Origin of the sequence: Pseudomonas sp. 8 R 14, assembly GCF_900005955.1 — a bacterium.
Classification (GTDB): Bacteria; Pseudomonadota; Gammaproteobacteria; order Pseudomonadales; family Pseudomonadaceae; genus Aquipseudomonas; species Aquipseudomonas marginalis.
The window spans coordinates 22,115-47,624 of record NZ_CVTH01000031.1 but is presented as its reverse complement, the minus strand read 5'-3'; the positions used below and the strand labels follow the sequence as shown (position 1 = coordinate 47,624).

Below are 25,510 nucleotides of genomic sequence, written 5' to 3'. Positions count from 1 at the left end.
GCGCTGGCCCGGGCCCGCGCCCAGTTCCAGCAGGCGATGGGAGAGCCGGTTGGCATGGGCATTGAGCTGGGCATAGCTCAAGCGCGCTTCGCCAGCCTGTACCGCCAGCGCGTCCGGTGTGGCAGCAGCCTGGGCCGCAATGCGTTCGTGCACGCGCAGCTGGCGTTGGGCAGCGCCCGGCGACTGGCTCAGTGCAAGCACGTCGCGTTGTGCGGTGGAGTCAAGCAATTGCAGGTTGCCAAGGGGCGCCTGGGCATCCGCGAGCAACTGCACCAGCAGGTGGTGCAGGTTGGCGCTCAAGCGTGCGACCTGTTCAGCGCTGAACCGCGCCCGGTCGTAACTGAACTCCAGGCGCAGGCTGGCCCCCAACTCAATGCCCAAGGTCAAAGGGTAATGGGTGCGTTCATGGTTGTGAATATGGCCAAACGCCAGGCCTGCGGGTGCGCCCTGCTTCAGGGCCTCGGCCACAGGGAAGTTTTCGAACACCAGCAAAGTGTCGAACAATGCGCCCTGCTGACCGGCCCAGCCTTGTATGTCGTACAGCGGCACATGCTCGTGGTCACGCAGGCTGAGATTCAGGGTTTGCAACTCGTTGAGCCATTGGGCGGCCGGTTGGGCTGGCGAAGGCGTACTGACGATAGGCAGCGTGTTGATGAATAGGCCCAGTTGCTGCTCGATCCCCGGCAGCGGTGCCGAACGCCCGGCGACGGTCGCGCCAAAGGCCACGCAATCCTGACCGGTGTAGCGCTGCAGCAACAGGCTCCACGCTCCTTGCAGCACGGTATTGAGAGTGATTTTCTGGCGACGGGCGAACTCGCCGAGGGCCTGTGTGAACTCGCCCTCAAGGATCAATTGATGCTCAGCCGTGCCCAGGCCATCGACCGGCGCGCGCAGCGCTTGCGCGAGCAAGGTGGGTGTTTGCAACGGCGCCAGGGCGGCTTTCCAGAACGTCTCACCCGACGCTTGCTGTTGCAGCCAGCCCAGGTAATCGCGGAACTGCCCCAGCGGCGCGGGCAAGGCCTGGCCGGCATAGTGGGCGATGACTTCACCCAGCAACTGGGCGTTACTCCAACCGTCCATGAGGATGTGGTGACTGGTGAAGATCAGATGCCAGGCGTTACCGGCGCCCCGCACCAGCATCAGGCGAAACAACGGCGCGGCATTAAGCGCGAAGCCCTTCTCGCGTTCAGCCTCGGCAAGCGCATCGAAGTCGGCATCGATGTCTTCGATCACGTGCAACTGCACGTCGACCTGACGCTGGATGACTTGATGGGCACTGTCCAGGCCCAGCCAGTGGAAGCTGCTGCGCAGAATGTCATGGCGGTCCAGTGCCGCCTGCCAGGCGCGGCCGAACGCCAGCAGGTCGAGGCCGTCGATATCCACGCGCAATTGGTTGATGTACGCCTGGGCTTCTGGCGCGTAGAGGGTATGGAACAACATGCCCTGCTGCATCGGCGACAGCGGATAAAGGTCGGCAATCGCCGGCCCCGCCACGGGCAACGCGTCCAGTTGCTGTTGGGTCAAGCGCGCCAGTGGGAAGTCCGAAGGGGTAACCTGCCCTGCCGGGGTGGCTCGGCAATGCTCGATCAAGGCCTTGAGCTCTGCCGCGTAGTCATCCGCCAACTGCTGCACCGTCGACGCCTCGAACATCTCGCGGCTGAACCCCCATTGCAGCGCCAGCTCACCGCCGTACACCTGCCCTTCCACGGTCAACCAGTTGGCCAGCGGTGCCTCGGCATCCTGGGCCTGGCCGCTGCCCTGGGTAGACGGTACAAACAACACGGATTCGTTGAACTGGCGGTCGAACTGGCCCAGGTAGTTGAAGGTAATGCGTGGCGCGGCCAGGTTCGCCAGGGCTTCGCGGGCCGCAGGCGGGCCGAGGTAGCGCAGCAGACCGTAGCCGATGCCTTTGGCGGGCACGGCACGCAGTTGCTCCTTGACCGCCTTGATCGCAGCCGACAGCTCGCCGCAGGCTTGCAGGCGTACCGGGAACAGGCTGGTGAACCAGCCCACGGTGCGGGTCAGGTCGACACCTTCGAACAGGTCTTCGCGGCCATGGCCTTCCAGCTGGATCAGTGCGGCGTTCTGGCCGCTCCAACGGCTGACCACCCGCGCCAGGGCCGTCAGCAGCAGGTCATTGACCTGGGTGCGGTAGGCCGCTGGCGCGTCCTGGAGCAGTTGACGGGTGTGCTCGGCGTCAAGGCGGATTTCGAGCTTGCTGCCCAAGCGGTTTTGCAGGCCGCCCTGGGGGTTGTCGCACGGCAAGTCCGCGTCGGCCGACTGCGCCTGCCAGTACGGCAGTTGGTCGTCCAGCGCGCGGGCATGGGCTTGCAACTGTTCGGCCCACAGCTGGTAGGCGCTGGTCTTGGTCGGCAACGCTGCCTGGCGGTAAGCCTGTTGCAGATCTTCCAGGACGATGCGCCAGGAGACGCCATCGACCGCCAGGTGATGGATCACCAGCAGAAGGCGCTGGCTGCCATCGGCCATGCTCACTAACGCGGCACGCAGCAGCGGGCCTTGCGTCAGGTCGAGGCTGCGCTGGGCCTCATCGCACAGCGCCGCCAGTTCATCGTCGCTGCCGGCGTGGGTCTGCCACAGGCCCGGCGCGGTGACCGGCGCGGCGTAGGCTTGCTGCCAGGTGTCGGCCTGTTGCACAAAGCGCAGGCGCAAGGCGTCGTGATGGTTGATCACCTGGGTCAGGGCGGCTTCCAGGCGTGCCGGTTCCAAGCGCTCGCGCGGGGTCAACAACAACGATTGGTTCCAGTGGTGACGCGCGGGGATCGCCTGGGCGAAAAAGCCTTGCTGCACCGGGGTCAGGATCACCTCGCCGCTGGCAGGGCCTTGGTCGATCACGGTGGAGTGCTCGAAGCCGGCCACCAACGCCAGGCTGCGCACGCTCTGGTACTGGAACAGGTCGCGCGGGCTGAGGCGAATCCCCGCCTGGCGCGCGCGGCTGACCACCTGGATGGAGATGATCGAATCGCCGCCCAGTTCGAAAAAGTTGTCGTCCAGGCCCACCTGCTCGACGCCGAGCACATCGCTCCAGATCGCCGCCAGGGCTTTTTGCAGGTCGTCTTGCGGCGCGATATAGGCCTGTTGCGGCGTTGCATCCGGTAACGGCAGGGCCTTGCGGTCGAGCTTGCCGTTGGCGGTCACCGGCAGCTTGGCCAGGGGCACCATATGGGTCGGCACCATGTATTCCGGCAGGCTACCGAGCAGCCAGGCCTTGAGGTCGGTGGGCGCCTCGCCCTCCAGCACCAGGTAGGCCACCAGTTGTTTGCCGCCGTGCACCAGCACCACCGCCTCACGCACCGCTGGGTGTTGCATCAGGCGCGTCTCGATTTCACCCAATTCGATGCGCAAGCCGCGCAGCTTGACCTGGTGGTCGAGACGGCCAAGGTAGTCGATCACACCGTCATCACGCTGACGCACCCGGTCGCCAGTACGGTACAGGCGCGCGCCGTCACCGAAGGGGCTGGGCACAAAACGTTCGGCGGTCAGTGCCGGACGGCGGTGGTAGCTGCGCGCCAGGCCGGTGCCGCCGAGGTACAACTCGCCGGCCACGCCGGCAGGCACCGGGTTGAGCTGCGCGTCGAGCACGTAGGTGCCGAGGTTGGCGATCGGGCGGCCGATGGGCACGGCGTCACGGCCTTCGTCGATGCAGGTCCAGTGGGTCACATCGATGGCCGCTTCCGTCGGGCCATAGAGGTTGAACAAACCAGCCTGGGGCAGCTTGGCGAACACCTGCAGTTGCGCGTCCAGGGGCAAGGCTTCGCCGCTGCACACAATACGCTTGAGGCTGGCGCAGCACGGCACGCCCGGCTCATGGATAAACGCCTGGAGCATGGACGGCACGAAGTGCAAGGTGGTGATCCCGTGCTCGCCAATGGTCTCGATCAGGCGCGCCGGCTCGCGGTGTTCCCCAGGGGCGGCGACCACCAGGCGGGCGCCGGTCATCAACGGCCAGAAGAACTCCCACACCGACACATCAAAGCTGAACGGGGTTTTCTGCAGCACCGCGTCACTGGCATCCAGGCCGTAGGCCTGCTGCATCCAGCACAGGCGGTTGACCAGTGCGCGATGGCTGTTGCCGGCGCCCTTGGGCTTGCCGGTGGAACCGGAGGTGTAGATCACATAGGCCAGGTTCAGCGCGTGGATGTCGACGGCGGGCGCTGCGACGCTGTAAGCGTCGAGCCAGCCGGGCGCCTGGTCGAGGCGCATCACCCGAATGCCTTCGACAGGCAGCAGTGGCAGCAGGCTGTGCTGGCTGAGCAGCAGCTGGATGCCGCTGTCTTCGATCATGTAGGCCAGGCGTTCCTGGGGATATTCGGGATCGAGGGGGACGTAGGCGCCGCCGGCCTTGAGCACAGCCAGCAGGCCGATGACCATCTCGATGGAACGCTCAACGCAGATACCCACCAGCGCATCAGGACCGACCCCGTGGTCGCGCAAGGCATGGGCCAGTTGGTTGGCACGGGCGTCGAGTTGCGCATAGGTCAGCATGGTCGCGCCGAACACCAGCGCCGGCGCATCCGGGGTGCGCTGTACCTGGTCTTCGATCAGGTGATGAATGCCACGCTCGGTGGGATACGCTTGTGCGGTCTGGTTCCAGGCGTGCACCAGCCTCTGCTGCTCATCGACGGCCAGCATCGGCAACTCGCCGATACGCTGTTCGCCATCGGCCACCATGGCCTGCAACAGGCTGATCCAGTGGCGTGCCATCCGCGCGATGGATGGCGCGTCGAACAGGTCATTGGCGTAGGTCAGCGCGGCGTGCAAGGTGCCGGATTTTTCATAGGTGTCGAGGGTCAGGTCGAACTGGGTGGTGCGGCCTTGCCACTCCACCAGGGCCAGCTCCAGGCCGGAGGCGGTGCTGACCGAGGCGATGTCGGCCACCACCGGCTGATGGTTGTACATCACCTGGAACAGCGGCGTATGGCTCAGGCTGCGCTCGACCTTCAGGGCTTCCACCAGGCGCTCGAAGGGCAATTCCTGGTGCGCCTGGGCGCCAAGGGCGTGCTCCTTGATACCTTGCAGCAACTCGGCGACGCGGGTTTGCCCGCTCAGCTCAGTACGCAGGACTTGCGTGTTGACGAAGAAGCCGATCAACCCCTCGACTTCCGTACGGTTGCGGTTGGCGATCGGCACGCCGACGCGGATATCGCCCTGGCCGGTGTAGCGATGCAGCAACACATTGAAGGCGCCGAGCAGCAGCATGAACAGGGTGACGTTGTGCTGTTGCGCGCAGGTGCGCAACTGCGCGGCCAGCGCCGGGTCAATCGCGAAGTTGTGGCGGGTGCCCTGATAGCTGGGCATGGCTGGGCGCGGGTGGTCCGTTGGCAGTTCCAGCACCGGATGCTCATCACCCAGCCGCGCCTGCCAGTATTCCAATTGACGGGCCTGTTCCCCCGCTTCCAGCCAGCGGCGCTGCCACAAGGCGTAGTCGCTGTACTGGATCGGCAGCGCCGGCAATGGCGGCGCTTCGTTGCGCTCGTGGGCGTCGTAAAAACGGATGAACTCGTCGATCAGCACGTTCATCGACCAGCCATCGGAAACGATATGGTGCAGGGTCAGCAGCAGCACGTGCTCCTGGGCATCGAGCTTGAGCAGTTGCACGCGCAGCAGCGGGCCGTGTTCCAGGTCGAACGGCAGCAACGATTGGCGGCTGGCCGCATCGTTGACGGCGTGTTCGCGTTCGGCCGGGGCCAACGCCGTCAGGTCCAGTTGCTCAATGGCCAGCGACGGCTGTACGGCCACCTGCATCAGGCGCTCATCGGCCTGGCGCTGGAACACCGTACGCAGGGTTTCGTGCCGGGCCACCAGACTGGCGAACGCCTGCTCCATGGCGCCAAGGTTCAGCGCACCCTTGAGGCGCACGGCGCCCGGCAGGTTGTAGGCGCCGCTGTTCGGGTCCAGTTGCCAGAGAAACCACATGCGCTGTTGCGCGTAGGACAGCGCCTGGCGATCCTCTGCCTCCACGCCGGCCGGAATCGGAAACCGCGAAAAATCCACCCCTTCTTTCTGCAATGCCTGCAGGAACAGCTGGCGTTTTTCCAGGGGCAACCCGATAAACCGGCGAGCAAGTTTCAAGGAGTCTTCAGCATTCATTTGTTGGAGTCCGGAGCAATAGGCAGGAAGCACAAAGGCACGTCGTCCCTATAAAACGAACCGGAGAGGGAAAAATTAGCGGGGGATGGGAGGCGCAGAGCGAGCTGTCATCAAGGGTTACATCAATCCCGGGAACGACACACGAACCCCAGCTAGCATTGACGGACACCATCTTTTGCAACTACATTTAGTTACACGCAGGGAACGCCGTGTCCAAAAATGAAAAGCTGCTCGCCAAACTGCTCAACGAGCACATGGCATTTACCTGGCCCGAGCTCGTCACGCTGCTGCGTCGTCTTGGCTACGCACAGATTGAGGGGGCTGGAAGCCGCGTCAAGTTCGACATCGGCGATCCGAGTGCAATGATCACCTTGCACAAGCCTCATCCCGGCAACGAACTGAAACACTACATTCGGCGCCAGATCATCGAACAATTGAAATCAGGAGAACTGATTCAGTGAACAACCAACTGAAACACAATGGCTACATCGGCTCTATCGAAGCCAGCCTCGAAGATAACTGCCTGTTCGGCAAGATCCTGTTCATCAAGGCACTGGTGAGCTACGAAGGCAAAACCGTCGCCGAACTGGACGCTGCATTTCGCGAAGCGGTGGACGACTACCTCACTACCTGCCAGGCCCTTGGGCAAACACCGGAGAAGCCGTGCAAAGGCTCTTTTAACGTGCGGGTCGGCCACGATCTTCATCTTGCCGCCGCCCTTGAAGCGACACGTAAAAAGGTGACCCTGAACGACCTGACGCGCCAGGCGCTGAACGAATTCCTGCAACATCACCGAGCGGACCCCTGCCCCGTGATTGGCTGACGTTTCATTGCCAGGATGACGCTCAACCCAACCGCCGATAGCCCAACACCGCTGACCCCATCACCACCGCCCCCGCCGCCAACGCCACCCAGAACCCGCTGGCGGCGCCAAAATGGTCGATCATCCAGCCGGAGCTGGCGGCACCGATGGCCACGCCGATGCTCAGGCCGGTGATCAGCCAGGTCATGCCCTCGGTCAGGCGGCTCGCGGGCACGCTCTTTTCCACGAGGGCCATGGAAACGATCAGGGTGGGGGCGAAGAACAGTCCGGAAATGAAGATGGCCACCGCCAGACCCGGAATGTTGCTGACCATCAGCAACGGCAAGGTGGTCAACGCCGTGGCCGCGCCGCAGAACAGGAACTGCCGGGGCAGCGGCGCCTTGAGTTTTAGGGTGCCAAAGGCCAACCCCGCCAGGCACGAGCCGATGGCGTACACCGAAAGCACGATGCTTGCCGCCGCCGGTTGGCCCTGGTGCTGGGCAAAGGCCACGCTGACCACATCCACCACACCCACGATCACCCCCATGGCCAGCAGCAGGATCATCAGGATCAGTACCGACGGTGAGGCGATCAGCCAGCCCCGATGGTGAGCGTGGTGTTCATGTACCGGAGGTTCGGTCGCGCGTTGCAGCACAAACGTGGTAACCCCAACCGCCAGCAGCAACGCGGCCACCAGAGGCCCGGCTTCGGGAAACAGCACCACGCTCAAGCCCACCGAAATCGGTGGGCCGATGATGAAGCACACCTCATCCAGCACCGATTCCAGGGCAAAGGCGGTTTGCAGCCTGGGCTGGCCGCGGTACAGCTCGGTCCAGCGCGCCCGCACCATGGCTGACATATTCGGCATGCAGCCCGCGAGGGCAGCAAACAGGAACAGCGTCCAGGTCGGTGCCTGCAACCGCGTGCACAGCAACAGCATCAACAGCGCCCCGCCGCCGATCAAGGCAGCAACCGGCAGCACCCGGCCTTGGCTGTACCGGTCCACCAACCGTGACACCTGCGGCGCGCAAAACGCAGTGGCCAGGGCGAACACCGCCGCCACCGAACCGGCCAGGCCATAACCGCCGTGCACCAGGGAAAGCATGGTGATCAAGCCAATACCTGCCATGGACACCGGCATGCGTGCCAGCATGCCGGCCAATACGAAGGCCCGCGAGCCGGGAACCTGGAACAACTCGGCGTAAGGGTTTGCCATCCTGCTCAACCTCTTCCTGATGCCCTGGAACTTGCTATCCGCAGTGATCAAGGCAAAATACATACGGTGCGTATGTGGCGAATCATGCGTAACATACGCAGCGTATGTCAATCTTTCACTTGCCCATTGTGAGTCCTGCCCATGAGCCGAGCCCGTGCCGAAATGATCGAAGACACCCGCGCCCGGCTGCTTGCCAGCGCACGGCAGGCCTTCGCCACGCAAGGCTATGCCAACACATCGATGGACGATTTCACCGCCCACGCCGGTCTGACACGCGGCGCGCTGTACCATCACTTTGGTGACAAGAAGGGGCTGCTGGCCGCCGTGGTTGCTCAACTCGATCGTGAGATGGACGCATGTTTGCAGCGTATCTCAGACGAAGCCCAAGACCCATGGAGCGGTTTTTGCGAACGCTGCCGCGCTTATTTGCGCATGGCCCAGGACGGCGAAATCCAACGCGTTGTGCTGCAGGATGCGCCGGCTGTATTGGGCGATACCGGCTCCCAGCAACACTGTGTCGAGTCGTTGCGCCAACTGCTGGAAGCCCTGATGCAGGCGGGCATCGTCCCTGGCGCACCGAGCCTGGCGCTGGCGCAGTTGATCAATGGCAGCCTGGTCAACACCGCCCTGTGGATCGCCCGGTCAGAACATCCGGATGAGCGTCTGGAGCAAGGTTTGCAGGGCCTGGAACTCCTGCTGCGCGGCCTGAAACTCACACCAACCGCTTGATCTGCTTATGCCGCCACACCAGCCGGTAGTACGCGGCCTGCAACCCCAGCATCGCCAGGTACGTTACCGGGAACGCCATCCAGACGCCTTCCAGGCCGAAGTGCGCATTCAACAGGTACGCCATCGGTAGCTCGACACACAGCACGCAGAAGATCGAGATCGCCACCGGCATCAGCACCACGCCGCTGGCGCGCATGATCCCGCCGATCACGGCCTGGAAGCCGAACACGAGGATGCTCCACAACATGATGTGCAGCAGGTGCTCGGCATTCACGCGTGCGGCGTCATCGGTGATGAACAACCCGAGCAACCAGTGCGACAACAGATAGCCCAGCACGATCAGGCCACCGGTCAGGCACGTATTGATCAACAGCCCGGTACGCAGGATCGGCCCGATACGCTCCAGCCGCCCGGCCCCAATCGCCTGGGCCCCGAGGATCGAAGCAGTGATGGCAATCGACAGGGCCGGAAACTGCACGTAGTTGACGATCTGCGTCACCGCCCCATAGGCCGCCGTGGCCTGGGACCCATGGCCATTGACCAAGGCAAGGATGACCAACTCCGACAGCGACAACACCACCATCTGCAAGCCTGTAGGCAAGCCGATGCGCAGGACTTTGCCGAGGATGACGCGGTCCAGGCGCAAGGCCGCGAGCAGTTCGCGGTCCGGCGCCATCACATGGTTTTTATGGCGCAGGCGCAGGATCAGAAACAGCATCGCGGAGGCATTTCCCACCAGGCCTGCGTACACCGCGCTCTGGATCCCCAGGGGCGGCAGGCCAATCCAGCCGCGAATCAGCGCCGGGGTCAACAGCAGGCCGACCAGGGTCGAGACCATCAGCGCCAGCAGCGGCGAGATCGTGTCGCTGACCCCGCGCAACAGCTGGGTATAGAGGATAAATACCAGCAACAGCGGCATGATCAGCATCATCATCTGGGCATAGCCCACGGCATCGTCGAGCACATCCGCAGGCGTACCCAATGCCTGCAACGCCGGGCGCGCAAACAGGCTGCCCAGCACCGCTGCGATCAGGCCCACCAGCGCGCCGAGGGTCAGGGTGGCACCGGTAATCGCCTTGACCATCCCGGTTTCCTGGGCGCCCCAGGCCTGGCCAATCAGCACCGAAGCGCCGGCCCCCAGGCCGATCACCAGGGCAATGAAGAAGAACACGATGGGGAACATCCCCGACACCGCCGCCAGCGCCTGGGTGCCGAGCATCTGCCCGACATAAATACCGTTGAGGGTGCCGGAGAAGCTTTGCAGGAAATTGGACAGCACCATCGGTGCCAGAAAGATCAGGTAGACCTGCCACAGCGGGCGTTGCAAAGGGCTTTGCATGAAAAACGGGGCCTCGGAAAACTAAAGCGTCCGAGGGTTATACCGTAATTGGATCCTATCTTCCTGCGCTTTGCATGATGGATGGGGCGCCAACACTCGCTGGTTCCGATGCCCACATTGGATCTTCAGCGTCACCCCGACTCAGGTCGCCACTCAAAAACGGCTCGGCGTGCCGATGGAATATGCACAGTCCAAGGAAGGCGCGGTGCTGCTCAACATGGCCGCACGCAATGACCAGCCGGAACGGGCGCAGAAACTCAACGCCTTGTTTCTGGCCGCCGAGGCTCAGGCACCGGCATTGGAAGAAGGCGACCAGATTCCGTCGAGCCCGACTACGCCGACCACCGACAAGACCCGAGCACGGGTGGACGCGATGCACAGTTACTTGCAGACGGCGAGTTGATCATTCCCACGCTACGTGGAACGATCATGGGGCGATGGGTAACGCACGTTTGTGGGCGGTCTTCAGGTAGGCGCGTTCCACGATGTCCCTCACCCGCTCACTCACCGGCTCACCCATCAGGTACGCATCGATCTCCTCGTACGTGCAGCCATAGGCCTGTTCATCCAGCTTGCCCGGCGCCAGCTCTTCGAGGTCGGCCGTGGGCTGCTTGTGCACCAGGTTCGCCGGGGCGCCAAGGGCACTGGCCAGCAGGCGCACCTGGGTCTTGGTCAGGCCCGACAGTGGCGCCAGGTCGCAGGCGCCGTCGCCGAATTTGGTGAAGAAGCCCATCAATGCTTCGGCGCCATGGTCGGTGCCGACCACCAGACCGTTGTGCAGGTTGGCCACGGCGTACTGGGCGATCATGCGGGTGCGGGCCTTGACGTTGCCCTTGATGAAATCCACCTGGGCGGCGCTGGCTTCGGTGGCGCTGAGGCTGGCCATCAGGCCATCGACGCTGGCGGCGATGTTCAGGGTGTCGATATGGTCCGGGGTGATGAAATCCAGCGAGGCCTGGGCGTCACTCTCATCGGCCTGGGTCTTGTAGGGCAGGCGCATGGCGATAAAGCGCGCGGCGTAGTCCTCGGCCCGCAGTTGCTCCACCGCCAGTTGGCACAGGCGCCCAGCAGTGAGGGAGTCGACGCCACCGCTGATGCCCAGTACCAGGGCCTTGCAGCCTGAATGGCGCAAGGTGGTCTTGATGAAGTCGAGGCGCCGTTGGATTTCCTGGGCTTCACCGCCCTTCACCAATGTGCGATCGATGTTGAGTTCCTGCGCGATACGTTCCTGCATGTCACACCTCCACGTTGCCGACATTGAATACCTTCGCTGCGTACTGCAAAAACGAGGGGTCTTCGCAGACGTTCTTCACCGGGTCATCGGAGAACTTCACCACCGGTTCGCCGTGTACGCGCACCAGCTTCATGACGATGCTCAGCGGCTCGACGCCTTCCACATCGCAAGCCAGACTGGTGCCCATGCCGAAACCGAACCTGGCCTTGCCACGGATGTGCCGCAGGATCGGCAGGCACTTTTCGAAGTTCAGGCCGTCGGAGAACATCAGGTCCTTGGTCATCGGGTCGATACCCAGCTGTTTGTAGCGGGCCAGCACCTTGTCGGCCCAGGCGATGGGATCACCGGAGTCCTGGCGCAGGCCGTCATAGAGCTTAGCGAAGTACAGGTCGAAATCCTTGAGGAAAAAATCGGTGCTGATGGTGTCGGTCAAGGCAATGCCCAGGCGGCCGCGGTATTCACGCACCCAGTTTTCCAGGCCGGCGTTCTGGCTTTCGCGCAACCGCCCCAGTTGCTGATGCACCATCATCCACTGGTGAGCCATGGTGCCGATCAGCGGCAGGTCGAATTCGTAAGCCAGGTGCGCATTGCTGGTGCCGACGAACTGGCCGGGGAAGTCGCGGCGCATGATGTCCACCACTTCGCGCTGGGCCTTGAACGACAGGCGCCGGCGCGTGGAGAAATCGGAGACGCGCAGGTCGGCCAACTCCTCGCGGCTGAGGTTTTTCTCCAGCCAGTCGAACTTCTGGTAGAGCTTGCGGGTGACGTCTTCCAGGGTCACGTCGGGGTATTTGGCGCGGTTGCGCAGCTCGCTGACCAGCGCCAGTACCGGTTGTTCGAACATGATGCAGTGCAGCATCGGCCCGACCACACGGATGTTCAGTTGGCCGTCGACTTCGCTGACGTGGATATAGCGCAGGTTGAAGCGGAACAGGCCGAGGAAGCGTTCGTAGTCGGGGGTCAGGTATTCGCGAAAGCGTGGGTTGAACAGAAAGCGCAATTCGCCCTCGCGCATCTGCAGGCCGGCCATGTTCTCAAGCTCGGCGCGCAACTCGGGGATCAGGTGACCGAGCTTTTCCTTGGCGCGCACGATGAAGTTGTATTCCACATCGACATTCGGGTGCTGGTGCAACACCGCCTGCATCATGGTGAAGGTGTAGTAGTCGGTGTCGAGCAAGCCCTGGATCACCGGGGCTTCGTAGTCGTAGGCACTTTCCATGGTGTATCTCCTTAACGCGTGGCCATCGCGGCCAGTTCTTCGCGGGTGCTGCTGATGACGGCACCGGCCTTGAGCAACTCATTGACGGCCTGTACACCGCCCTCCTCACTGATCCCCCGGCACGCCGGCAGGTGCAGGACCACCTCCAGGCCGGCCTTGAGCAGTTGCAAGGCGGTGGTCTTGACGCAGTAGTCCAGGGCCAGGCCGCCGACGATCACGCGAGTGACGCCCTGGGCCTTGAGGTACTCGATCACGCCAGTGGAGAGTTTGTCGTGCAGGTCGTGATAGCAGGCGCCATAGGGGTGCAGGTCGGGTTCGACGCCCTTCCAGATGAAGTAGTCGTAGTCATAGGGCGTGGGCAGCTCGTCGAGCAAGGTAAAGCCTTCGGTGCCCGGCACGCAGTGGCTGACCCAGGTCACATCGGCGTGTACCAGGCCGGTGGGCTGGAGCATCTCGCTGTGCTGGGCGACCACCCAGGGTGCATGCGGGGTGTGGGCGTCCTTGCTGCCGACGCGGTGGCCGGCGAGGCTGGCCATGTAGTTGAGTTCGGCACCGATCCGGTCACCGCCGGCCACCGGCAACTCGTTGGGGCACAGTGGCGTGAAGCTCTTCTGGGCATCGACGTCGAATGAAGCAATGGCAGTTTTCGCAAGGGTCATGGCGGTTCTCCTGTGGCCTGGAAACAAAAGTACACGTCATGTACTTTCATTGCAAGAAACATTTATTTATCTATCCTGACGCAGGTACATGACATATCTGTTCGATCCGTTAGACTGTGCCCCACCGCTGTTCGGAAGGACCTCACATGCCCCTTAGCCCCTACCTCCATACCGTCGACCTGTGCGTGCTGTGCTACTGCCGCGCCGCCGGGGAACTCCAGTTGTTGCTGAACAAGCGCGAAGCCGAGCCCTTCGCCGGGCATTGGGCGTTGCCGGGGGTGGTGGTGAATGGCGGCGTGCAAGATCTGAGCCTCCAGGATGCGGTGGAACGCTTGCGCGCCAGCAGCAAGGTCGGCCTGGAGCTGGCCTGGAGCGAGCAAGTGGGCACGGTGGGCGATGCGTTTCGCGATCCGCGTTGCTGGTCGTCGTCAACGTACTACCTGGCGATCGTCGCGAATGAGGTGGCGCCGAGTGAGCATCAAGGCTGGTTCCCGCTGCAGGCGGTGGCCGATGGCAGCATCAAGTTGCCGTTCGATCACAACAGCATCGTCGCGGCCGTGCAGGAACGCCTGTTTTCCAAGACGCTGTACAGCAGCTTGCCGCTGATGTTCCTGGGCAATGAGTTCAGCGCGCCGGAGGCGACCACGATCTTTTCCCTGGTGCTGGAGCGGCCGGTGCTCAAGACCAGTATTCGCCAGCGCTTGTTGAAGCTGACGGAAGCGGGATATTTGCGCGAGACGGGGCGCAAGAAGCAGGGTGAAGGCGGCAGGCCCCAGGCGACGGTGGAGAACCTGAAGCCTGGGGCGGTTTACTTCTTTGATCGCAGTTTTGCCGACTAGGCACCTTTTTCAAGGACGATGACGTTCAAATGTGGGAGGGGGCTTGCTCCCGATAGCGGTGGATCAGTCACTTTATTTGCTGACTGTCACACTGCTATCGGGAGCAAGCCCCCTCCCACAGTTTTGATTGGGGTATGGCTTTAGCTCATCCAGTTGCCGCCATCCACGTTATAGGTTTGCGCCACCACATAATCCGCCTCCTTCGACGCCAGGAAGATTGCCATTCCGGTGAGGTCTTCAGCCGTACCCATCCGCCCAAACGGCACCTCTGCTCCCACCCGCCGCTTCTTCTCGCCAGGCGCCAGCCCTTCATGCTTTGCGAACAGCGCATCTACCCCGTCCCAATGCTCTCCATCCACCACGCCGGGGGCGATGGCGTTGACGTTGATCCCTTGCTGGATCAGGTTGAGCCCCGCCGATTGCGTCAGGCTGATCACTGCCGCCTTGGTCGCGCAATAGATCGCCACCAACGGCTCGCCACGCCGCCCGGCCTGGCTGGCCATGTTGATGATCTTGCCGCCGTGACCCTGGCGGATCATCTGCCGGGCGGCGGCTTGCAGGGTGAACAGCGTGCCGGCGACATTGATCGAGAACAGCCGATCAAAGCTGTCGCGGCTGATGTCGACGATGGGCGCCAGGTCGAACAGCGCCGCGTTGTTGACCAGGATGTCGAGCTTGCCGGCCTGGGCGACCACGGCGGCAATTGCGCTGTCGATGGAAGCCTGGTCGGTGACGTCCATCGCTACCGCGTAGGCCTGTGGGCCAAGCTCGGCGGCAGTGGCCTGGGCCCGTTGCAGGTTGATGTCGGCGATGGCGACGGTCGCGCCTTCATGGAGATAGGCCTGGGCAAACGCGCGGCCAATCCCGCGCGCCGATCCGGTGATCAGCGCGCTCTTACCTTCGAGTCGTTTCATAAGGCAGGTGTCCTTTGAACATTATTTGGGATAGCCGGCGCGTTTCATTTCGCGCTCGGTGGTGGACTGCGCCTGGAGCAACGCCTGCTCGACCGACATGCCGCCCGTCAGCGCCGCCGAGAACAGCTTGCCGACGGACGTGCCGATGGCCTGGAACTCGGGGATGGTCACGTACTGGATGCCCACGTACGGCACGGGTTTGGCCGACGGGTGCGCGGGGTCGGCGTGCCGCATCATCTCCAGGGTCACCTGGGCAAACGGTGCGGCCTGGAGGTACGACGCGTTATAGGTGGACTGGCGGGTGCCAGGCGGTACGTTGGTGATGCCTTCTTTATCGGCGACCAACTGGATGTAGTCCTTGGACGTGGCCCAGGCGATAAAGGCCTTGGCGGCGTCCTTGTGCGTGGACGTGGCCGGGATGGCCAGCGACCAGGCGTACAGCCAGGAGGAGCCTTTGTCGGTGACTTCGGTGGGGGCCGCGGCGAAGCCTACGCTGTCGGCGACCTTGCTCTGGCTCTTGTCGGTGGTGAAGGAGCCGGCGACGCTGGCATCGACCCAGATCGCGCACTTGCCGCTGTTGAACAACGCCAGGGTTTCGTTGAAGCCGTTGCTGGACACGCCGGGCGGGCCGTATTGCTTGAGGGTGTTGACGTAGAAGTTGGCGGCGGCGGTCCATTCGGGACTGGTCAACTCAGGCTTCCACTGCTCATCGAACCAACGCGCACCGAAGGCGTTGGCCATGGTGCTCAGCAACGCGATGTTCTCGCCCCAACCGGCCTTGCCGCGCAGGCACATGCCGTATTGGCCGTTGTTCTTGTCGGTGAGCTTGGCGGCGAATTCACCGAGCTGCGTCCAGGTCGGGTGCGCCGGCATGCTCAGGCCGGCCTGCTTGAACAGGTCGGTGCGGTAGTAGGTGACGGTGCTTTCCCCGTAGAACGGCAAGGCATACAGGGTGCCGTTGACCGACAGGCCCTGGCGCACCGAGGGGAAGATATCGTCGGCGTCGTAATCGGCCGGCAATTGGGTCAGTGGTTCCAGCCAGCGCTTGGCGCCCCACAGCGGGGTTTCGTAGGTGCCGATGGTGAGCACATCGAACTGGCCGCCCTGGGTGGCGATATCGGTGGTGAGGCGCTGGCGCAGCACGTTTTCTTCCAGCACCACCCAGTTGAGCTGGATGTCCGGGTGCTGCTGCTCGAACACCTTGGAGAGGCGTTGCATGCGGATCATGTCGCTGTTATTGACAGTAGCGATGGTCACGGTGTCGGCTGCCTGGCTGGGCAAAGCCAAGGCCAGGCCGGAAAGCAGGAACAACGCTTGCGGAATCTTGGACATAGCGGTTTCCACCTGTTGTTTTTGTTGTTGAGGGCCGATTACAGCAGCTTGGGCCTAGCCCTCACAAACGCATGGCGCATGCGCGGCTGATACTTTTTTAACCGCTGGTTCAGGATCAAAAAAGTATCAGTGCCGGGCGAATCCGGGGGTAGCGCAGGTAGTGCCACCCGCGTATTTTGAGGCGACTGCACCCATAGAAGAGGCATCACCATGCCCGTCAGTCGCGCCAAGCTGTTCGAACACCGCCCCGCCGAGCTTGAGGTGATCCTGCCCGAGCCGCAGCACTGCTTTCGCTGGTTCGAGCACGACTACCCTTACGATCTGGCGCGCTGGAACCACCACCCCGAATTCGAAATCCACCTGATTCGCCAGGGCAGCGGCAAGTTGGTGGCGGGCGACTATATCGGTGCGTTCAGTGCCGGGCATGTGGCGCTGATCGGCCCGGACCTGCCCCACGACTGGATCGGCGAACTGGCGCCCGGCGAACACCTGGCCGGCCGTGACGTGGTGCTGCAATTCGACGGCGCCGCCCTCCTCGCCCTGCGCGACACCCTGCCGGAACTCGGCGACTTGCACGCGCTGTTCGAACAGGCCCGGCGCGGCCTGGAATTCAGCGGCGACACCGCCGTGCAGGCCGCACGCTTGATGGAGGCCATCGGCAACGCCCACGGCCTGCAACGGCTGACCCTGTTCCTGCAACTGCTCGACAGCCTGAAAAACGCTCCGGCGCAGCAGGTAAAGGCCCTGGCCAGCCCCTGTTACGCCCCGACCCTGGACGCACGCAGCGCCGAGCGCATCAACAAGGCCTTCGACTACCTGATGCGCGAACTCACCGGCGACGTGCGCCTCTCGGTCATCGCCCAACAGTTGGACATGAGCGAACCGGGCTTCTCACGTTTCTTCAAGCGCAACACGGGCCATGGGTTTATCGACCTGATGCGCAAATTCCGCGTGCAACGCGCCTGTCGGTTATTGCTGCAAAGCGAGATGTCGGTGGCGGATATTTGTTTTGAAGTGGGCTACGCCAACCTGTCCAACTTCAACCGGCACTTTCGGATCGAGATGCACCAGACGCCCAGTGAATATCGCCGCGAACCGCCGATACACCTGTTCAACCCCATCGAGAAAATGACACCCAGTCATTTCTGATCAAAAGGTCGAGTAATTCGGCTTTTTTCCATGACATTCAATCCATTAAGCAAAGTTGGTACAGCCTGTGCAACCGTTTGTGGTACGAACTTGACCGCCAAGTTCACCACGACCCGATGAATCGGGTTCAAACCGCGTACGAATAGGGACTTTCAATGCACCCCACCTCAAAGCCCCGTGCCTGCTTTGGTGTTTCCTTGCTACTGGCCGCCGTAACGGGAGTACTCAGCGCGCCCATTTTGGCGCAGGAAAAATCCGTGGATGACTCAGCACAGGGCGAAACCCTGAGCCCTGAGGCCAGCCCGGCGAAAAAAGGCGTCTATCTGTCGGAATGGTTCAACCAGGATCTGACACTGATCGGCAGTAAAGACATCAGCTTCGGCCCCAAGCCCCAGGATGATGTCTACCTGGAATACGAGTACTTCGGCCGCAAGGGGCCCTTCGAGTTGTACGGCTACATCGACGTGCCGAAGATCCTCGGCATCGGCAACAGTAACGACAAAGGCGCGTGGGACCATGGCTCGCCGGTCTTCATGGAGCACGAGCCGCGTATCTCCATCGACTACCTGGCCGGACGCAGCCTGGCCATCGGCCCGTTCAAGGAATGGTATGTGGCGTTCGACTGGATCTACGACCACGGCAGCAATAAGGCCAACCGCGCCAACACCCTGTACAGCGGCCTCGGTACGGACATCGACACCCATTCGCGAGTCAACTTGTCGGCGAACTTCTACGGGCGTTACCAGTGGGAAAACTACGGCGCCAGCAATGAGTATTCCTGGGATGGCTACCGCGCGCAGATGAAATACATCGTGCCCATCGGCAAGTTCGACAACGGTGCGTCGCTGACCTATATCGGTTTCACCAACTACGATTTCGGCTCGGACCTGCACCAGGACAACCCGGCGCGCACCGCCAACGCCCTGGTGGCAACCAACGTGCTGCTGTATTCCTTCACCCACCTGCGCTTCACCCTGGTCGGTCGTTATTTTCATAACGGCGGCAACTGGGAAGATGGCAGTGAGTTGAACTTCGGCGAGGGTAACTTCCGCGCCCGCTCCGACGGCTGGGGTTATTACGCCGGCGTGGGCTACCAATTCTGATCAAGGAGTATTAGATGAATACATTTACCCGTCTTTCGCTGGCCGTCGGCCTTGCCCTGCTGCCCCATGTAGTGCTGGCTGATTCTGCTCCCCCCATCAAGCCCAAGGTGATGCTGATCACCATGTTCGCCCCCGAGGCGCAAACCTGGATCGACCGCCTGGAACTCAAGCAGGAAGTGCGCGTGCCGGGCCTGTCCGCCGAATACCCGGTGATCCGCTGCAACACCCGGGACGTGTGCCTGCTGGTAACCGGCATGGGCCAGACCAACGCCGCCGCGTCCACCCTGGCCCTGGCGTTGTCGCCCAAGTTCGACCTGCGCCAGAGCTATTTCCTGATCGCCGGGATTGCCGGGATCAGCCCGAAACACGGCACCATCGGCACTGCCGCCTGGGCCCACTACCTGGTGGAGTTCGGCACCCAGTGGGAGCTGGATTCGCGGGATGCGCCCAAGGATTGGCCGACCGGCTACCTTGGTATCAACACCAAGGGGCCCAACGAAAAGCCGCCGCTGGACTACAAGACCGAAGTGTTTGAACTGAACCCCAAGCTGCAGGCCAAGGCGTTCGCCCTGTCGCACACAGTCGAACTTACGGAAAGCAAAGAGTCCGCCGCCTGGCGCAAACACTACCCCGCCGCGCCCGCCAACCAGCCGCCGCAAGTCACCCGCTGCGACACCCTGGCGGGCAATACCTGGTTCTCCGGTACGCGCCTGAGCGAACGCGCCGAGGTGTGGACCAAGTTGCTCACGGATAACAAAGGCGAGTACTGCACCACCCAACAGGAAGACAACTCCACGTACGAAGCCTTGCTGCGCGCCAGCCGCGAGGGGTTGGTGGACATCCAGCGCCTGGCCGTCGTACGTGCCGGTTCGGACTTCGACCGCCCATACCCCGGCTACAGCGAAGTCGACAACCTGCTCAAATACGCCGACCAGGGCGGGTTCGTACCGGCGCTGGAAAACCTGTACCGCACGGGGAACCCGCTGGTACAGGCGATCCTCAACAACTGGTCGGCCTGGAAAAAAGGCGTTCCAGAAGCCTAGTGCCGCTCAAAAAGTGTCAAGGCAGGAAGATGATTTTGTCCGCGCTGCCTTGGTTCACCTCCCCATAGCATTGCACCCCATCGACCAGCGCCACCTCGCGCAGGCCGGTGGGCAGCGGCAACAAGCCTTCGTTGAAAAAACGTCCGAACTGCTCCAGCATCACCGCGCACTGCTCACAGTTGTAGAGCAATGAATTGATCCCCACCACCGAGCCGCCCTTGCGATACAGGGCCAGGGCCGGCAGTTGTACGTGACCGTCCACCGGCGCGGCAATGATCGCGATGCGACCGAACGGCGCCAGGCCTGCCACGGCCGCCGGCAGCCAGAAACCGGTGGTGTCGAAGATCACATCGGCGCCGCCCTTGAACACCGCATTGACCTGCGCGCCCAGCGCCTCGGGCTTGCCCAACGCAATCGCGTCGAACCCTTGCCCCTGCAATACCTCGACCTGATCAGCCTTGCGCACCGCTGCCAACACCTGCGCACCCAGGACCCTCCCCAAGGCTAATGCCGCGCTGCCCACCGCCCCATTGGCGCCGATCACCAGCAAGCACGTGCCTTTGTCCACGCCACTGCGCTGCAGCGCATCCCAGGCCGTGGTGTAGGGCACACCCAGGCTGGCGGCCTGGGCAAAACTCAGGTGGGCAGGTTTGTGCGCCACGCCTTTGGCCGACACCGTGAGGTATTGGGCGTGGGAACCGTCGGCGAAAAAGCCCAGGTCGCGACCGGTGCCCCAGACCTCCTGCCCCACCAGCGCCTGCGGACCTTGCACCACCACGCCGGCGAAGTCGCGGCCAGGTATGCGCGGCACGGTGGTGTAGGGGAAACGCCCGAGTACGTTCTTCACGTCGCTGGGGTTGAGGCCCGCCGCCTTGATCCGTACCAGCACTTGATCGGCGGCCGGCACCGGCGTCGCGACGTCGACGAAGCTCAGGGCGGCAAGGTCGCCAGTGGTGGAAAATTGCAGTGCTTTCATTGCCAGTATCCATCGAAGGGAGAAAAGGAATCAGGACAACCAACCGCTGACCAACTGCCGGCCCATGGGCCAGAGTTTTTCGCCGAGCAGCATGCCCATCAGGCCCACCAGCGCAATGGCAGGCGGTGCGGGCGAACGGAAGTCCAGCGCGCCGTAGATCACGCCGACAAAGAGGCCAATGGCAAGGGAGATCAGGTAACTCATGGGGGCGACGCCTGTTGGGTTGATGGGCTTAGTGTAGGGAGCCCATCCCGGCAGCATCGGCCAAGGGCTTCAGGATTTCGGCCAACTCACGTACTGGGAAGGCGCCATCCCCAGTTCACGCCGGAACATGTCGCTGAAACTGCTCGGCGAATAGCCCAGGGAACGCGCGACAGCACTGACCGACTGGCCCTGGATCAGCTCGGCCACCGCCGTGGCCAATTGCACCTGGCGGCGCCATTCGGCAAAGCCCATGCCCAGGTGGTGCTGGAACAGTCGCGCCAAGGTGCGCACGCTGGCACCTGCCGCTTCCGCATGCTGCTCGAAAGGAATCTCCAGGGACGGCGCCGCCATGACCGCCTGGCACGCGCTGATCAGCCGGCGATCGGCCTCCACCGGCATGGCGATACGGATCTGCGAGCGGCGTGCCCGTTGCAACTCCAGCAGGGCCAGGCCGACCAAGGCGGCGTAATATCCCTCGTCACCGCTGTCGCCCTGTTCCACCAGCGTGACGATCAACTCACGCAGCAGCCCACCGACTTCAATCACTTGCACCTGGCTGTCCAATGTCGCCGCCAAGGCCGGACGCAAGTAGATATTGCGCATCTGCAAATCCGACACCACCCGGATGCCGTGCTCCACGCCCGGCGGCAGCCAGACCGCGCGCTGGGGCGGTACCACCAGGGCTTCACGAGGCGTCTCGACCCACATCACGCCGCTCATGGCATAGAGCAATTGGCCCCAGTCGTGGCGATGGGGCTCCACGTACAGGCCACGCGGGTAGGTGCGCGCCAAGGGTTGCACGGGGACGGCATGATCACTGAGGTCGGGGGGTGCGGCCAGGGCCATGGGGAGCACATCTATCGGGAGTCAGCCGCCATGGTAATGACCACCGCCGGACAATCCGAGTGAATTTTTGCCGCCGAGGGCGATCACTTGCTTACACCACCAGGGTTGAGGGGCCAATGAATAACGCAAAACTGTTTGTGATCGACTACACCCTTCATGAGGAAGCCAAGTCATTCATTATTCGTCTGGAAAAGCTGGATACCTTGGAGGCCTGGCATTGGGCAAGCTGTGACGCCGGCGTGGGCCGTATCGGCCGTTTCGCCCGCGAGCGGGTGAAGAAAACCAGCCAGGAACAGGCCGAGAAATTCGGCATAAAAAACGTTCAATGGCGCCGCTCGGATGCGCGCGCCCAGGCTTGATCAAGGAGAAATGAGCATGGATTCAATCAACGGCAAGGCGCGCATCGATTACACCCGGGACACGTTGTTCGGGCCATTGGCCAAGCATGTCGAGTGCCAGGTGAGCGTGCAGCATAAGCCCGGCTGGCTGGTGCTGAAGGTGTTCCAGCCGCTGCCGGACGATTTGCATGATGCGCAGACCCTGGTGCTGGCCCTCGAAGGTCGACGAACCAGCGGCGTGGTAAAAGACAGCCGGCGCTTGTCCGACCACAGCCTGCGCCTGGAGCTGGAACCCCAGTAATCGATACGCAGGGAGCCCGCTATTCAGGCTCCCTGCGAACGTATTCAGCCTTTAGCCGACTTGGCGCACTCGCACCCCGTCGCCGCCGCACAAGGCTCGCCATGGGCATGGTGCTCGGCGCAGCCCTGGCAGCAATAGCCCTTACCGTCCTTCATTACCGCATCGACGCCCAGCACACACTTGCAATGTGGGCAGGCACAGGTTTGATCAGGCATGGCCAGACTCCTTCTTCATGGTCGTCCGGTGCGGCGGTTGCCGGCACCTTAAGCAGTGACTGCCAGGCCTCGGCGATGGTTCAAACCATCAGTCGGTGCGCGTATTGCTGCGGTACATGAACACCAAGGCCAGAGCCAGACACACCATCGCCAGGATGCGGCTGCTCGACAGTTCGACAGCCGGGTTGCCCAGCCAACCGAAGTTATCGATCAGCATGCCCATGCCCAATTGCCCTGTGATCACGGCCACGGTTGCCACTGCAGTACCGACCACCGGCACGGCCCCGACCATCACCATCATGTACACCACGCCGAACAATGCACCGGTCAGTTGCCATTTGGGCACGTCCAGCAGGCTGAGGACCTGGGCCGGTTCGAAGAAGAAAATCAGCAGCGCGGTGGTGAGCGCGCCCACTGCGAACGTCAGCAGACTGCTGCGCAACACGCCCACCGCCTGGCCGAGACGACCATTGATTGCCGCCTGCACACTCAGCACCGCACCGGCAGCAATCACCAGCACCAATAACAGAATCAGATTCATCGCCTTACCCTCGTGCAATCAGAACAAGTGCCGCCACAATCAACGCCAGGGCTATCCAGCGCTCGCCATTGACCCGTTTGCGTGCGGTGCCGAACCAGCCGAAATGGTCGATCAGCACGCTCTTGCCCACCTGGCCGGACAAAATCGCGATCATGGTCATGGCAATACCGATGTGCGGCGTGGCCAGGGTCAGCACCACCACATACATCGGCCCCAGGAACCCACCGATCAGTTGCCAGCGCGGCAACTCGGACAACGCCGGGCCCTTCTGCGGGCCGCTGAACAGCAGCAGCAAAAACAGAATCGCCGAGCCGACGCCGAAGATGCTCAAGGTTGCCCATAAATGCCCCACCTGGACGCCCAATGGCCCGAGCAACCCGGCCTCCACCGACAGGCCCATGCCCGCCAGGATCACCAGCGGCAACAACAGCAACCGTAAAAGGCTGTTTTTTGGCCTGGCTTGCGCCACACCCTCGATAGAACTGGCCTGCATACATCACCTGCGCGTCAATAAAGGAAACATGGCGCGCATTATCCGGTGGCCTGCCTGTGCGATAAATGGGAGTATGCCGACAACACCTTTGCGCACTACGCACAACTCGGAGGCCTGATGCAGGGCTTGAATGAATTGAGTTTCAAGGCGCTGCGCCTGTTCGTCGCGGTGCTGGATCACGGCAGCTTTTCCGAAGTGGCTCGCCGCGAAGGCCTGGCGCCCTCCTCCATCTCCCGGCAGATCCAACTGATGGAACAGGCCCTCGGCCAGCAGTTGCTCTACCGCCACACCCGCGCGGTGAGCCCCACCGAAGCCGGGCGCCTGCTGGGGCGACACGCGCGCTTGATGCTCGAACAGCTGGAAGCCGCCGGCCAGGCCCTGCAGGAACAGGAAAGCGAACCCAGCGGCCTGGTGCGCATCAACGCGCCGATGGTGTTCGGCCAGCGTCACCTGTCACCGTGGCTGGGCGAGTTATGCCGGCGCTACCCGAAGCTGCAACTGGACATCCAGCAAACCGACACCTTCGTCGACCCGCTGCAAGACGGCACCGACCTGCTGTTCCGTATCGGCGTGCTCAACGACTCCAGCATGCAGGCACGCATCTTCGCCCCCCAGCGCTTTCGCCTCGCCGCCAGCCCCGCCTACCTGGCCCGCCAGGGCACGCCCCAGCACCCCGAGGAACTGCTCCATCACCAGTGCCTGGCCTACAAGGGCATCACCGGCCAGCAACGCTGGTTCTTCCGCAAAGGCCAGGGCGACTGGACACCCTACAGCGTCAAGGGCCCGATCACCGGCAACCACGCCGACACCCTCACCCACGCAGCCGAACAAGGCCTGGGCCTGGTGGTGTTTCCGTCCTGGCTGATCGGCGAAGGCCTACGTGCTGGCACCCTGCAAGCGGTACTGACGGAATATGAAGTGGCGACCACGCTGGAGCCGCAGCAGATCGCTGCGCTGTGGCCGGGGAGCCGACGACTGTCCCTGAAGGTGCGCACGGTGATCGATTATTTTGTGAAGTGTTTTGGGACGGTGCCGTATTGGGATCGATGAGCGGTTGAGGAATTTTCCGAGTAGTAAAAGTAGGCTCGGTCTGATTTAACGGGCCACTCTATTTTGGACCGGGTGCATTGGGGCAGACTTTGGCGATGTCTTTTTGGAGAGATGCCATGGTTTTCATGTACCCAAAGCCGTCGCGCGCTGAACGTGTGGCGGCAACCAGCGGTCGGCTCGTCTTGGATAGCTCACCCAGTTTTGGCTATATTTGGCCAAAATACGCGGAGCACCTCATGATTACCGTACCCTTGGGCGAAGCAAAGAATAACCTGTCAAAACTGGTGGATGACGCCGCCGCCGGCAAAATTATCACCATTGCCAAGCATGGACGTGCGATGGCGCAACTCGTCCCCGTGGGGAAATCCAAAGGTCAGCGAATTGGCGCGATGAAAGGAAAGCTCGTTGTCCCCGAGGACTTTGATGCGCCCCTGCCAGCCGATCTGCTGGATGCGTTTGAGGGCAGCCATCCATGAGGGTGCTGCTGGATACCCATGTTCTGCTCTGGGCACTGACTGACGACCCGAAGCTATCCAGCAAAGCCCGACGACTGATCGAGAATGCCGCAGAGATCTACGTCAGCGCGGCAACCTTCTGGGAAATGGCGATCAAGGTCGGCCTTGGAAAACTCGATGCAGACCTGGACGAAATCCGGGAATACTGCCTTGAAAGCGGTTTCGTCGAACTGCCCATCACCTCGGAACACGCGATTGCCGTCAAGGATCTTGAGCCTCATCACAAAGACCCTTTTGATCGGCTTATCGTAGCGACAGCCATCAGTGAACCGATGAGACTATTGACCGCCGACACGCAGATTGCCCAGTACACATCCTTGGCAATCCTGGTATAGCCCGCACCCA

26 protein-coding genes and 1 pseudogene are annotated in these 25,510 nt (G+C 62.6%); 13 read left to right on the top strand and 14 right to left on the bottom strand.

All coding sequences use genetic code 11. The features are described 5' to 3' along the window. On the bottom strand, positions 1 to 6,108 hold a 6,108-nt coding region (locus BFQ01_RS04770; protein ID WP_141691246.1), incomplete at its 3' end, for a non-ribosomal peptide synthetase. Between the two features lie 209 nt (positions 6,109 to 6,317). Between BFQ01_RS04770 and BFQ01_RS04765 the strand changes: the two genes are divergently transcribed. Together BFQ01_RS04765 and BFQ01_RS04760 are read left to right on the top strand one after the other, a co-directional pair. After that, positions 6,318 to 6,569 (top strand): type II toxin-antitoxin system HicA family toxin, encoded by a 252-nt coding sequence (locus BFQ01_RS04765; RefSeq protein WP_065924405.1) that lies wholly within the window; start codon positions 6,318 to 6,320, stop codon positions 6,567 to 6,569. Further along, positions 6,566 to 6,931, top strand: a complete 366-nt coding sequence (locus BFQ01_RS04760; RefSeq protein WP_065924404.1) for a type II toxin-antitoxin system HicB family antitoxin — start codon at positions 6,566 to 6,568, stop codon at positions 6,929 to 6,931. The genes BFQ01_RS04765 and BFQ01_RS04760 overlap by 4 nt, the downstream gene beginning before the upstream one ends. 22 nt (positions 6,932 to 6,953) lie before the next feature. On the opposite strand, the gene BFQ01_RS04755 is transcribed toward BFQ01_RS04760, so the two are convergent. Then, positions 6,954 to 8,126, bottom strand: a complete 1,173-nt coding sequence (locus tag BFQ01_RS04755) for an MFS transporter (RefSeq protein WP_065924403.1) — start codon at positions 8,124 to 8,126, stop codon at positions 6,954 to 6,956. 141 nt (positions 8,127 to 8,267) lie between these two features. Between BFQ01_RS04755 and BFQ01_RS04750 the strand changes: the two genes are divergently transcribed. Further along, on the top strand, positions 8,268 to 8,855 hold the full coding sequence (locus tag BFQ01_RS04750; RefSeq protein ID WP_065924402.1) for a TetR/AcrR family transcriptional regulator: 588 nt from the start codon (positions 8,268 to 8,270) through the stop codon (positions 8,853 to 8,855). Here the strand turns inward: BFQ01_RS04750 and BFQ01_RS04745 are convergent. Next, the gene (locus BFQ01_RS04745) at positions 8,839 to 10,194 is read right to left on the bottom strand and encodes an MATE family efflux transporter (protein ID WP_065924401.1); all 1,356 of its coding nucleotides are present in this window, start codon (positions 10,192 to 10,194) and stop codon (positions 8,839 to 8,841) included. The two genes, BFQ01_RS04750 and BFQ01_RS04745, sit on opposite strands and share 17 nt — an antisense overlap. A 121-nt stretch (positions 10,195 to 10,315) precedes the next feature. Here BFQ01_RS04745 and BFQ01_RS04740 point away from each other — a divergent pair. Next, a pseudogene (locus BFQ01_RS04740) lies at positions 10,316 to 10,591 on the top strand (ABC transporter substrate-binding protein); the annotation flags it as partial. 30 nt (positions 10,592 to 10,621) lie between these two features. Here the strand turns inward: BFQ01_RS04740 and nadE are convergent. Genes nadE through BFQ01_RS04725 form a run of 3 tightly spaced genes read right to left on the bottom strand, consistent with a single transcriptional unit; the run spans position 10,622 to position 13,306 of the window. Then, positions 10,622 to 11,428: an ammonia-dependent NAD(+) synthetase gene (gene nadE / locus BFQ01_RS04735; protein WP_065924399.1), complete on the bottom strand. Its 807-nt coding sequence runs from the start codon at positions 11,426 to 11,428 to the stop codon at positions 10,622 to 10,624. Position 11,429: 1 nt separating this feature from the next. Continuing rightward, positions 11,430 to 12,647 carry a nicotinate phosphoribosyltransferase gene (gene pncB, locus BFQ01_RS04730; protein WP_065924398.1) on the bottom strand — a complete coding sequence of 406 codons (1,218 nt, stop codon included), beginning with the start codon at positions 12,645 to 12,647 and terminating at the stop codon, positions 11,430 to 11,432. A gap of 11 nt (positions 12,648 to 12,658) precedes the next feature. Further along, positions 12,659 to 13,306, bottom strand: coding sequence for a nicotinamidase (locus BFQ01_RS04725; protein WP_065924397.1), 648 nt, complete (start codon positions 13,304 to 13,306; stop codon positions 12,659 to 12,661). A gap of 146 nt (positions 13,307 to 13,452) precedes the next feature. Here BFQ01_RS04725 and BFQ01_RS04720 point away from each other — a divergent pair, with 146 nt between their 5' ends. Continuing rightward, the gene (locus BFQ01_RS04720; RefSeq protein WP_065924396.1) at positions 13,453 to 14,145 is read left to right on the top strand and encodes an NUDIX hydrolase; all 693 of its coding nucleotides are present in this window, start codon (positions 13,453 to 13,455) and stop codon (positions 14,143 to 14,145) included. A gap of 140 nt (positions 14,146 to 14,285) precedes the next feature. On the opposite strand, the gene BFQ01_RS04715 is transcribed toward BFQ01_RS04720, so the two are convergent. Continuing rightward, the gene (locus BFQ01_RS04715; protein WP_065924395.1) at positions 14,286 to 15,059 is read right to left on the bottom strand and encodes an L-iditol 2-dehydrogenase; all 774 of its coding nucleotides are present in this window, start codon (positions 15,057 to 15,059) and stop codon (positions 14,286 to 14,288) included. Between the two features lie 21 nt (positions 15,060 to 15,080). Then, positions 15,081 to 16,391: an ABC transporter substrate-binding protein gene (locus BFQ01_RS04710; protein WP_065924394.1), complete on the bottom strand. Its 1,311-nt coding sequence runs from the start codon at positions 16,389 to 16,391 to the stop codon at positions 15,081 to 15,083. Between the two features lie 210 nt (positions 16,392 to 16,601). Here BFQ01_RS04710 and BFQ01_RS04705 point away from each other — a divergent pair, with 210 nt between their 5' ends. From BFQ01_RS04705 to BFQ01_RS04695, 3 genes are all read left to right on the top strand, one after another. Further along, entirely contained in the window at positions 16,602 to 17,540 is a 939-nt protein-coding gene (locus BFQ01_RS04705; RefSeq protein ID WP_065924393.1) for an AraC family transcriptional regulator, read from the top strand. 155 nt (positions 17,541 to 17,695) lie between these two features. Then, positions 17,696 to 18,643, top strand: a complete 948-nt coding sequence (locus BFQ01_RS04700; RefSeq protein WP_065924392.1) for a nucleoside-specific channel-forming protein Tsx — start codon at positions 17,696 to 17,698, stop codon at positions 18,641 to 18,643. A gap of 14 nt (positions 18,644 to 18,657) precedes the next feature. Further along, entirely contained in the window at positions 18,658 to 19,686 is a 1,029-nt protein-coding gene (locus BFQ01_RS04695; protein WP_065924391.1) for a purine-nucleoside phosphorylase, read from the top strand. Between the two features lie 16 nt (positions 19,687 to 19,702). Here the strand turns inward: BFQ01_RS04695 and BFQ01_RS04690 are convergent, their stop codons facing one another. The 3 genes from BFQ01_RS04690 to BFQ01_RS04685 all read right to left on the bottom strand — a co-directional run bounded on the left by BFQ01_RS04690 (position 19,703) and on the right by BFQ01_RS04685 (position 21,712). Beyond that, positions 19,703 to 20,662 carry a quinone oxidoreductase family protein gene (locus BFQ01_RS04690; protein WP_065924390.1) on the bottom strand — a complete coding sequence of 320 codons (960 nt, stop codon included), beginning with the start codon at positions 20,660 to 20,662 and terminating at the stop codon, positions 19,703 to 19,705. Between the two features lie 30 nt (positions 20,663 to 20,692). Further along, positions 20,693 to 20,866: a DUF1427 family protein gene (locus BFQ01_RS31145; protein ID WP_017849167.1), complete on the bottom strand. Its 174-nt coding sequence runs from the start codon at positions 20,864 to 20,866 to the stop codon at positions 20,693 to 20,695. A 69-nt stretch (positions 20,867 to 20,935) separates the two neighbouring features. Beyond that, positions 20,936 to 21,712, bottom strand: coding sequence for an AraC family transcriptional regulator (locus BFQ01_RS04685; RefSeq protein ID WP_065924389.1), 777 nt, complete (start codon positions 21,710 to 21,712; stop codon positions 20,936 to 20,938). Positions 21,713 to 21,828: 116 nt separating this feature from the next. On the opposite strand from BFQ01_RS04685, the gene BFQ01_RS04680 reads away from it, so the two are divergent. Continuing rightward, positions 21,829 to 22,071 (top strand): DUF6555 family protein, encoded by a 243-nt coding sequence (locus BFQ01_RS04680; protein WP_065924388.1) that lies wholly within the window; start codon positions 21,829 to 21,831, stop codon positions 22,069 to 22,071. A gap of 16 nt (positions 22,072 to 22,087) precedes the next feature. Beyond that, a complete protein-coding gene (locus BFQ01_RS04675; RefSeq protein ID WP_027607511.1) occupies positions 22,088 to 22,351 on the top strand; it encodes a hypothetical protein in 264 nt (87 codons plus the stop codon). A gap of 44 nt (positions 22,352 to 22,395) precedes the next feature. On the opposite strand, the gene BFQ01_RS31140 is transcribed toward BFQ01_RS04675, so the two are convergent. From BFQ01_RS31140 to BFQ01_RS04665, 3 genes are all read right to left on the bottom strand, one after another. After that, positions 22,396 to 22,566, bottom strand: coding sequence for a metallothionein (locus tag BFQ01_RS31140; protein ID WP_074846300.1), 171 nt, complete (start codon positions 22,564 to 22,566; stop codon positions 22,396 to 22,398). An 88-nt stretch (positions 22,567 to 22,654) separates the two neighbouring features. Continuing rightward, positions 22,655 to 23,107: a DMT family transporter gene (locus BFQ01_RS04670; protein WP_065924387.1), complete on the bottom strand. Its 453-nt coding sequence runs from the start codon at positions 23,105 to 23,107 to the stop codon at positions 22,655 to 22,657. A gap of 4 nt (positions 23,108 to 23,111) precedes the next feature. Continuing rightward, positions 23,112 to 23,600, bottom strand: a complete 489-nt coding sequence (locus tag BFQ01_RS04665; RefSeq protein WP_027607513.1) for a DMT family transporter — start codon at positions 23,598 to 23,600, stop codon at positions 23,112 to 23,114. A 117-nt stretch (positions 23,601 to 23,717) separates the two neighbouring features. Between BFQ01_RS04665 and BFQ01_RS04660 the strand changes: the two genes are divergently transcribed. The 3 genes from BFQ01_RS04660 (at position 23,718) to BFQ01_RS04650 (ending at position 25,500) form a co-directional block, all read left to right on the top strand. After that, on the top strand, positions 23,718 to 24,650 hold the full coding sequence (locus BFQ01_RS04660; protein ID WP_065924407.1) for a LysR family transcriptional regulator: 933 nt from the start codon (positions 23,718 to 23,720) through the stop codon (positions 24,648 to 24,650). 116 nt (positions 24,651 to 24,766) lie between these two features. After that, positions 24,767 to 25,126 carry a type II toxin-antitoxin system Phd/YefM family antitoxin gene (locus BFQ01_RS04655; protein ID WP_235865582.1) on the top strand — a complete coding sequence of 120 codons (360 nt, stop codon included), beginning with the start codon at positions 24,767 to 24,769 and terminating at the stop codon, positions 25,124 to 25,126. Next, positions 25,123 to 25,500 (top strand): type II toxin-antitoxin system VapC family toxin, encoded by a 378-nt coding sequence (locus tag BFQ01_RS04650; RefSeq protein ID WP_065924386.1) that lies wholly within the window; start codon positions 25,123 to 25,125, stop codon positions 25,498 to 25,500. The genes BFQ01_RS04655 and BFQ01_RS04650 overlap by 4 nt, the downstream gene beginning before the upstream one ends. Positions 25,501 to 25,510: the final 10 nt, after the last annotated feature.

What these genes read in the sequence shown, in the direction of transcription:
- BFQ01_RS04755 (WP_065924403.1), bottom strand. Translation starts at nt 8,126, where the DNA reads ATGGCAAACCCTTACGCCGAGTTGTTCCAGGTTCCCGGCTCGCGGGCC.
- BFQ01_RS04750 (WP_065924402.1), top strand. Translation starts at nt 8,268, where the DNA reads ATGAGCCGAGCCCGTGCCGAAATGATCGAAGACACCCGCGCCCGGCTG.
- BFQ01_RS04745 (WP_065924401.1), bottom strand. Translation starts at nt 10,194, where the DNA reads ATGCAAAGCCCTTTGCAACGCCCGCTGTGGCAGGTCTACCTGATCTTT.
- nadE (WP_065924399.1), bottom strand. Translation starts at nt 11,428, where the DNA reads ATGCAGGAACGTATCGCGCAGGAACTCAACATCGATCGCACATTGGTG.
- pncB (WP_065924398.1), bottom strand. Translation starts at nt 12,647, where the DNA reads ATGGAAAGTGCCTACGACTACGAAGCCCCGGTGATCCAGGGCTTGCTC.
- BFQ01_RS04725 (WP_065924397.1), bottom strand. Translation starts at nt 13,306, where the DNA reads ATGACCCTTGCGAAAACTGCCATTGCTTCATTCGACGTCGATGCCCAG.
- BFQ01_RS04720 (WP_065924396.1), top strand. Translation starts at nt 13,453, where the DNA reads ATGCCCCTTAGCCCCTACCTCCATACCGTCGACCTGTGCGTGCTGTGC.
- BFQ01_RS04715 (WP_065924395.1), bottom strand. Translation starts at nt 15,059, where the DNA reads ATGAAACGACTCGAAGGTAAGAGCGCGCTGATCACCGGATCGGCGCGC.
- BFQ01_RS04710 (WP_065924394.1), bottom strand. Translation starts at nt 16,391, where the DNA reads ATGTCCAAGATTCCGCAAGCGTTGTTCCTGCTTTCCGGCCTGGCCTTG.
- BFQ01_RS04705 (WP_065924393.1), top strand. Translation starts at nt 16,602, where the DNA reads ATGCCCGTCAGTCGCGCCAAGCTGTTCGAACACCGCCCCGCCGAGCTT.
- BFQ01_RS04700 (WP_065924392.1), top strand. Translation starts at nt 17,696, where the DNA reads ATGCACCCCACCTCAAAGCCCCGTGCCTGCTTTGGTGTTTCCTTGCTA.
- BFQ01_RS04695 (WP_065924391.1), top strand. Translation starts at nt 18,658, where the DNA reads ATGAATACATTTACCCGTCTTTCGCTGGCCGTCGGCCTTGCCCTGCTG.
- BFQ01_RS04690 (WP_065924390.1), bottom strand. Translation starts at nt 20,662, where the DNA reads ATGAAAGCACTGCAATTTTCCACCACTGGCGACCTTGCCGCCCTGAGC.
- BFQ01_RS31145 (WP_017849167.1), bottom strand. Translation starts at nt 20,866, where the DNA reads ATGAGTTACCTGATCTCCCTTGCCATTGGCCTCTTTGTCGGCGTGATC.
- BFQ01_RS04685 (WP_065924389.1), bottom strand. Translation starts at nt 21,712, where the DNA reads ATGGCCCTGGCCGCACCCCCCGACCTCAGTGATCATGCCGTCCCCGTG.
- BFQ01_RS04680 (WP_065924388.1), top strand. Translation starts at nt 21,829, where the DNA reads ATGAATAACGCAAAACTGTTTGTGATCGACTACACCCTTCATGAGGAA.
- BFQ01_RS04675 (WP_027607511.1), top strand. Translation starts at nt 22,088, where the DNA reads ATGGATTCAATCAACGGCAAGGCGCGCATCGATTACACCCGGGACACG.
- BFQ01_RS31140 (WP_074846300.1), bottom strand. Translation starts at nt 22,566, where the DNA reads ATGCCTGATCAAACCTGTGCCTGCCCACATTGCAAGTGTGTGCTGGGC.
- BFQ01_RS04670 (WP_065924387.1), bottom strand. Translation starts at nt 23,107, where the DNA reads ATGAATCTGATTCTGTTATTGGTGCTGGTGATTGCTGCCGGTGCGGTG.
- BFQ01_RS04665 (WP_027607513.1), bottom strand. Translation starts at nt 23,600, where the DNA reads ATGCAGGCCAGTTCTATCGAGGGTGTGGCGCAAGCCAGGCCAAAAAAC.
- BFQ01_RS04660 (WP_065924407.1), top strand. Translation starts at nt 23,718, where the DNA reads ATGCAGGGCTTGAATGAATTGAGTTTCAAGGCGCTGCGCCTGTTCGTC.
- BFQ01_RS04655 (WP_235865582.1), top strand. Translation starts at nt 24,767, where the DNA reads ATGGTTTTCATGTACCCAAAGCCGTCGCGCGCTGAACGTGTGGCGGCA.
- BFQ01_RS04650 (WP_065924386.1), top strand. Translation starts at nt 25,123, where the DNA reads ATGAGGGTGCTGCTGGATACCCATGTTCTGCTCTGGGCACTGACTGAC.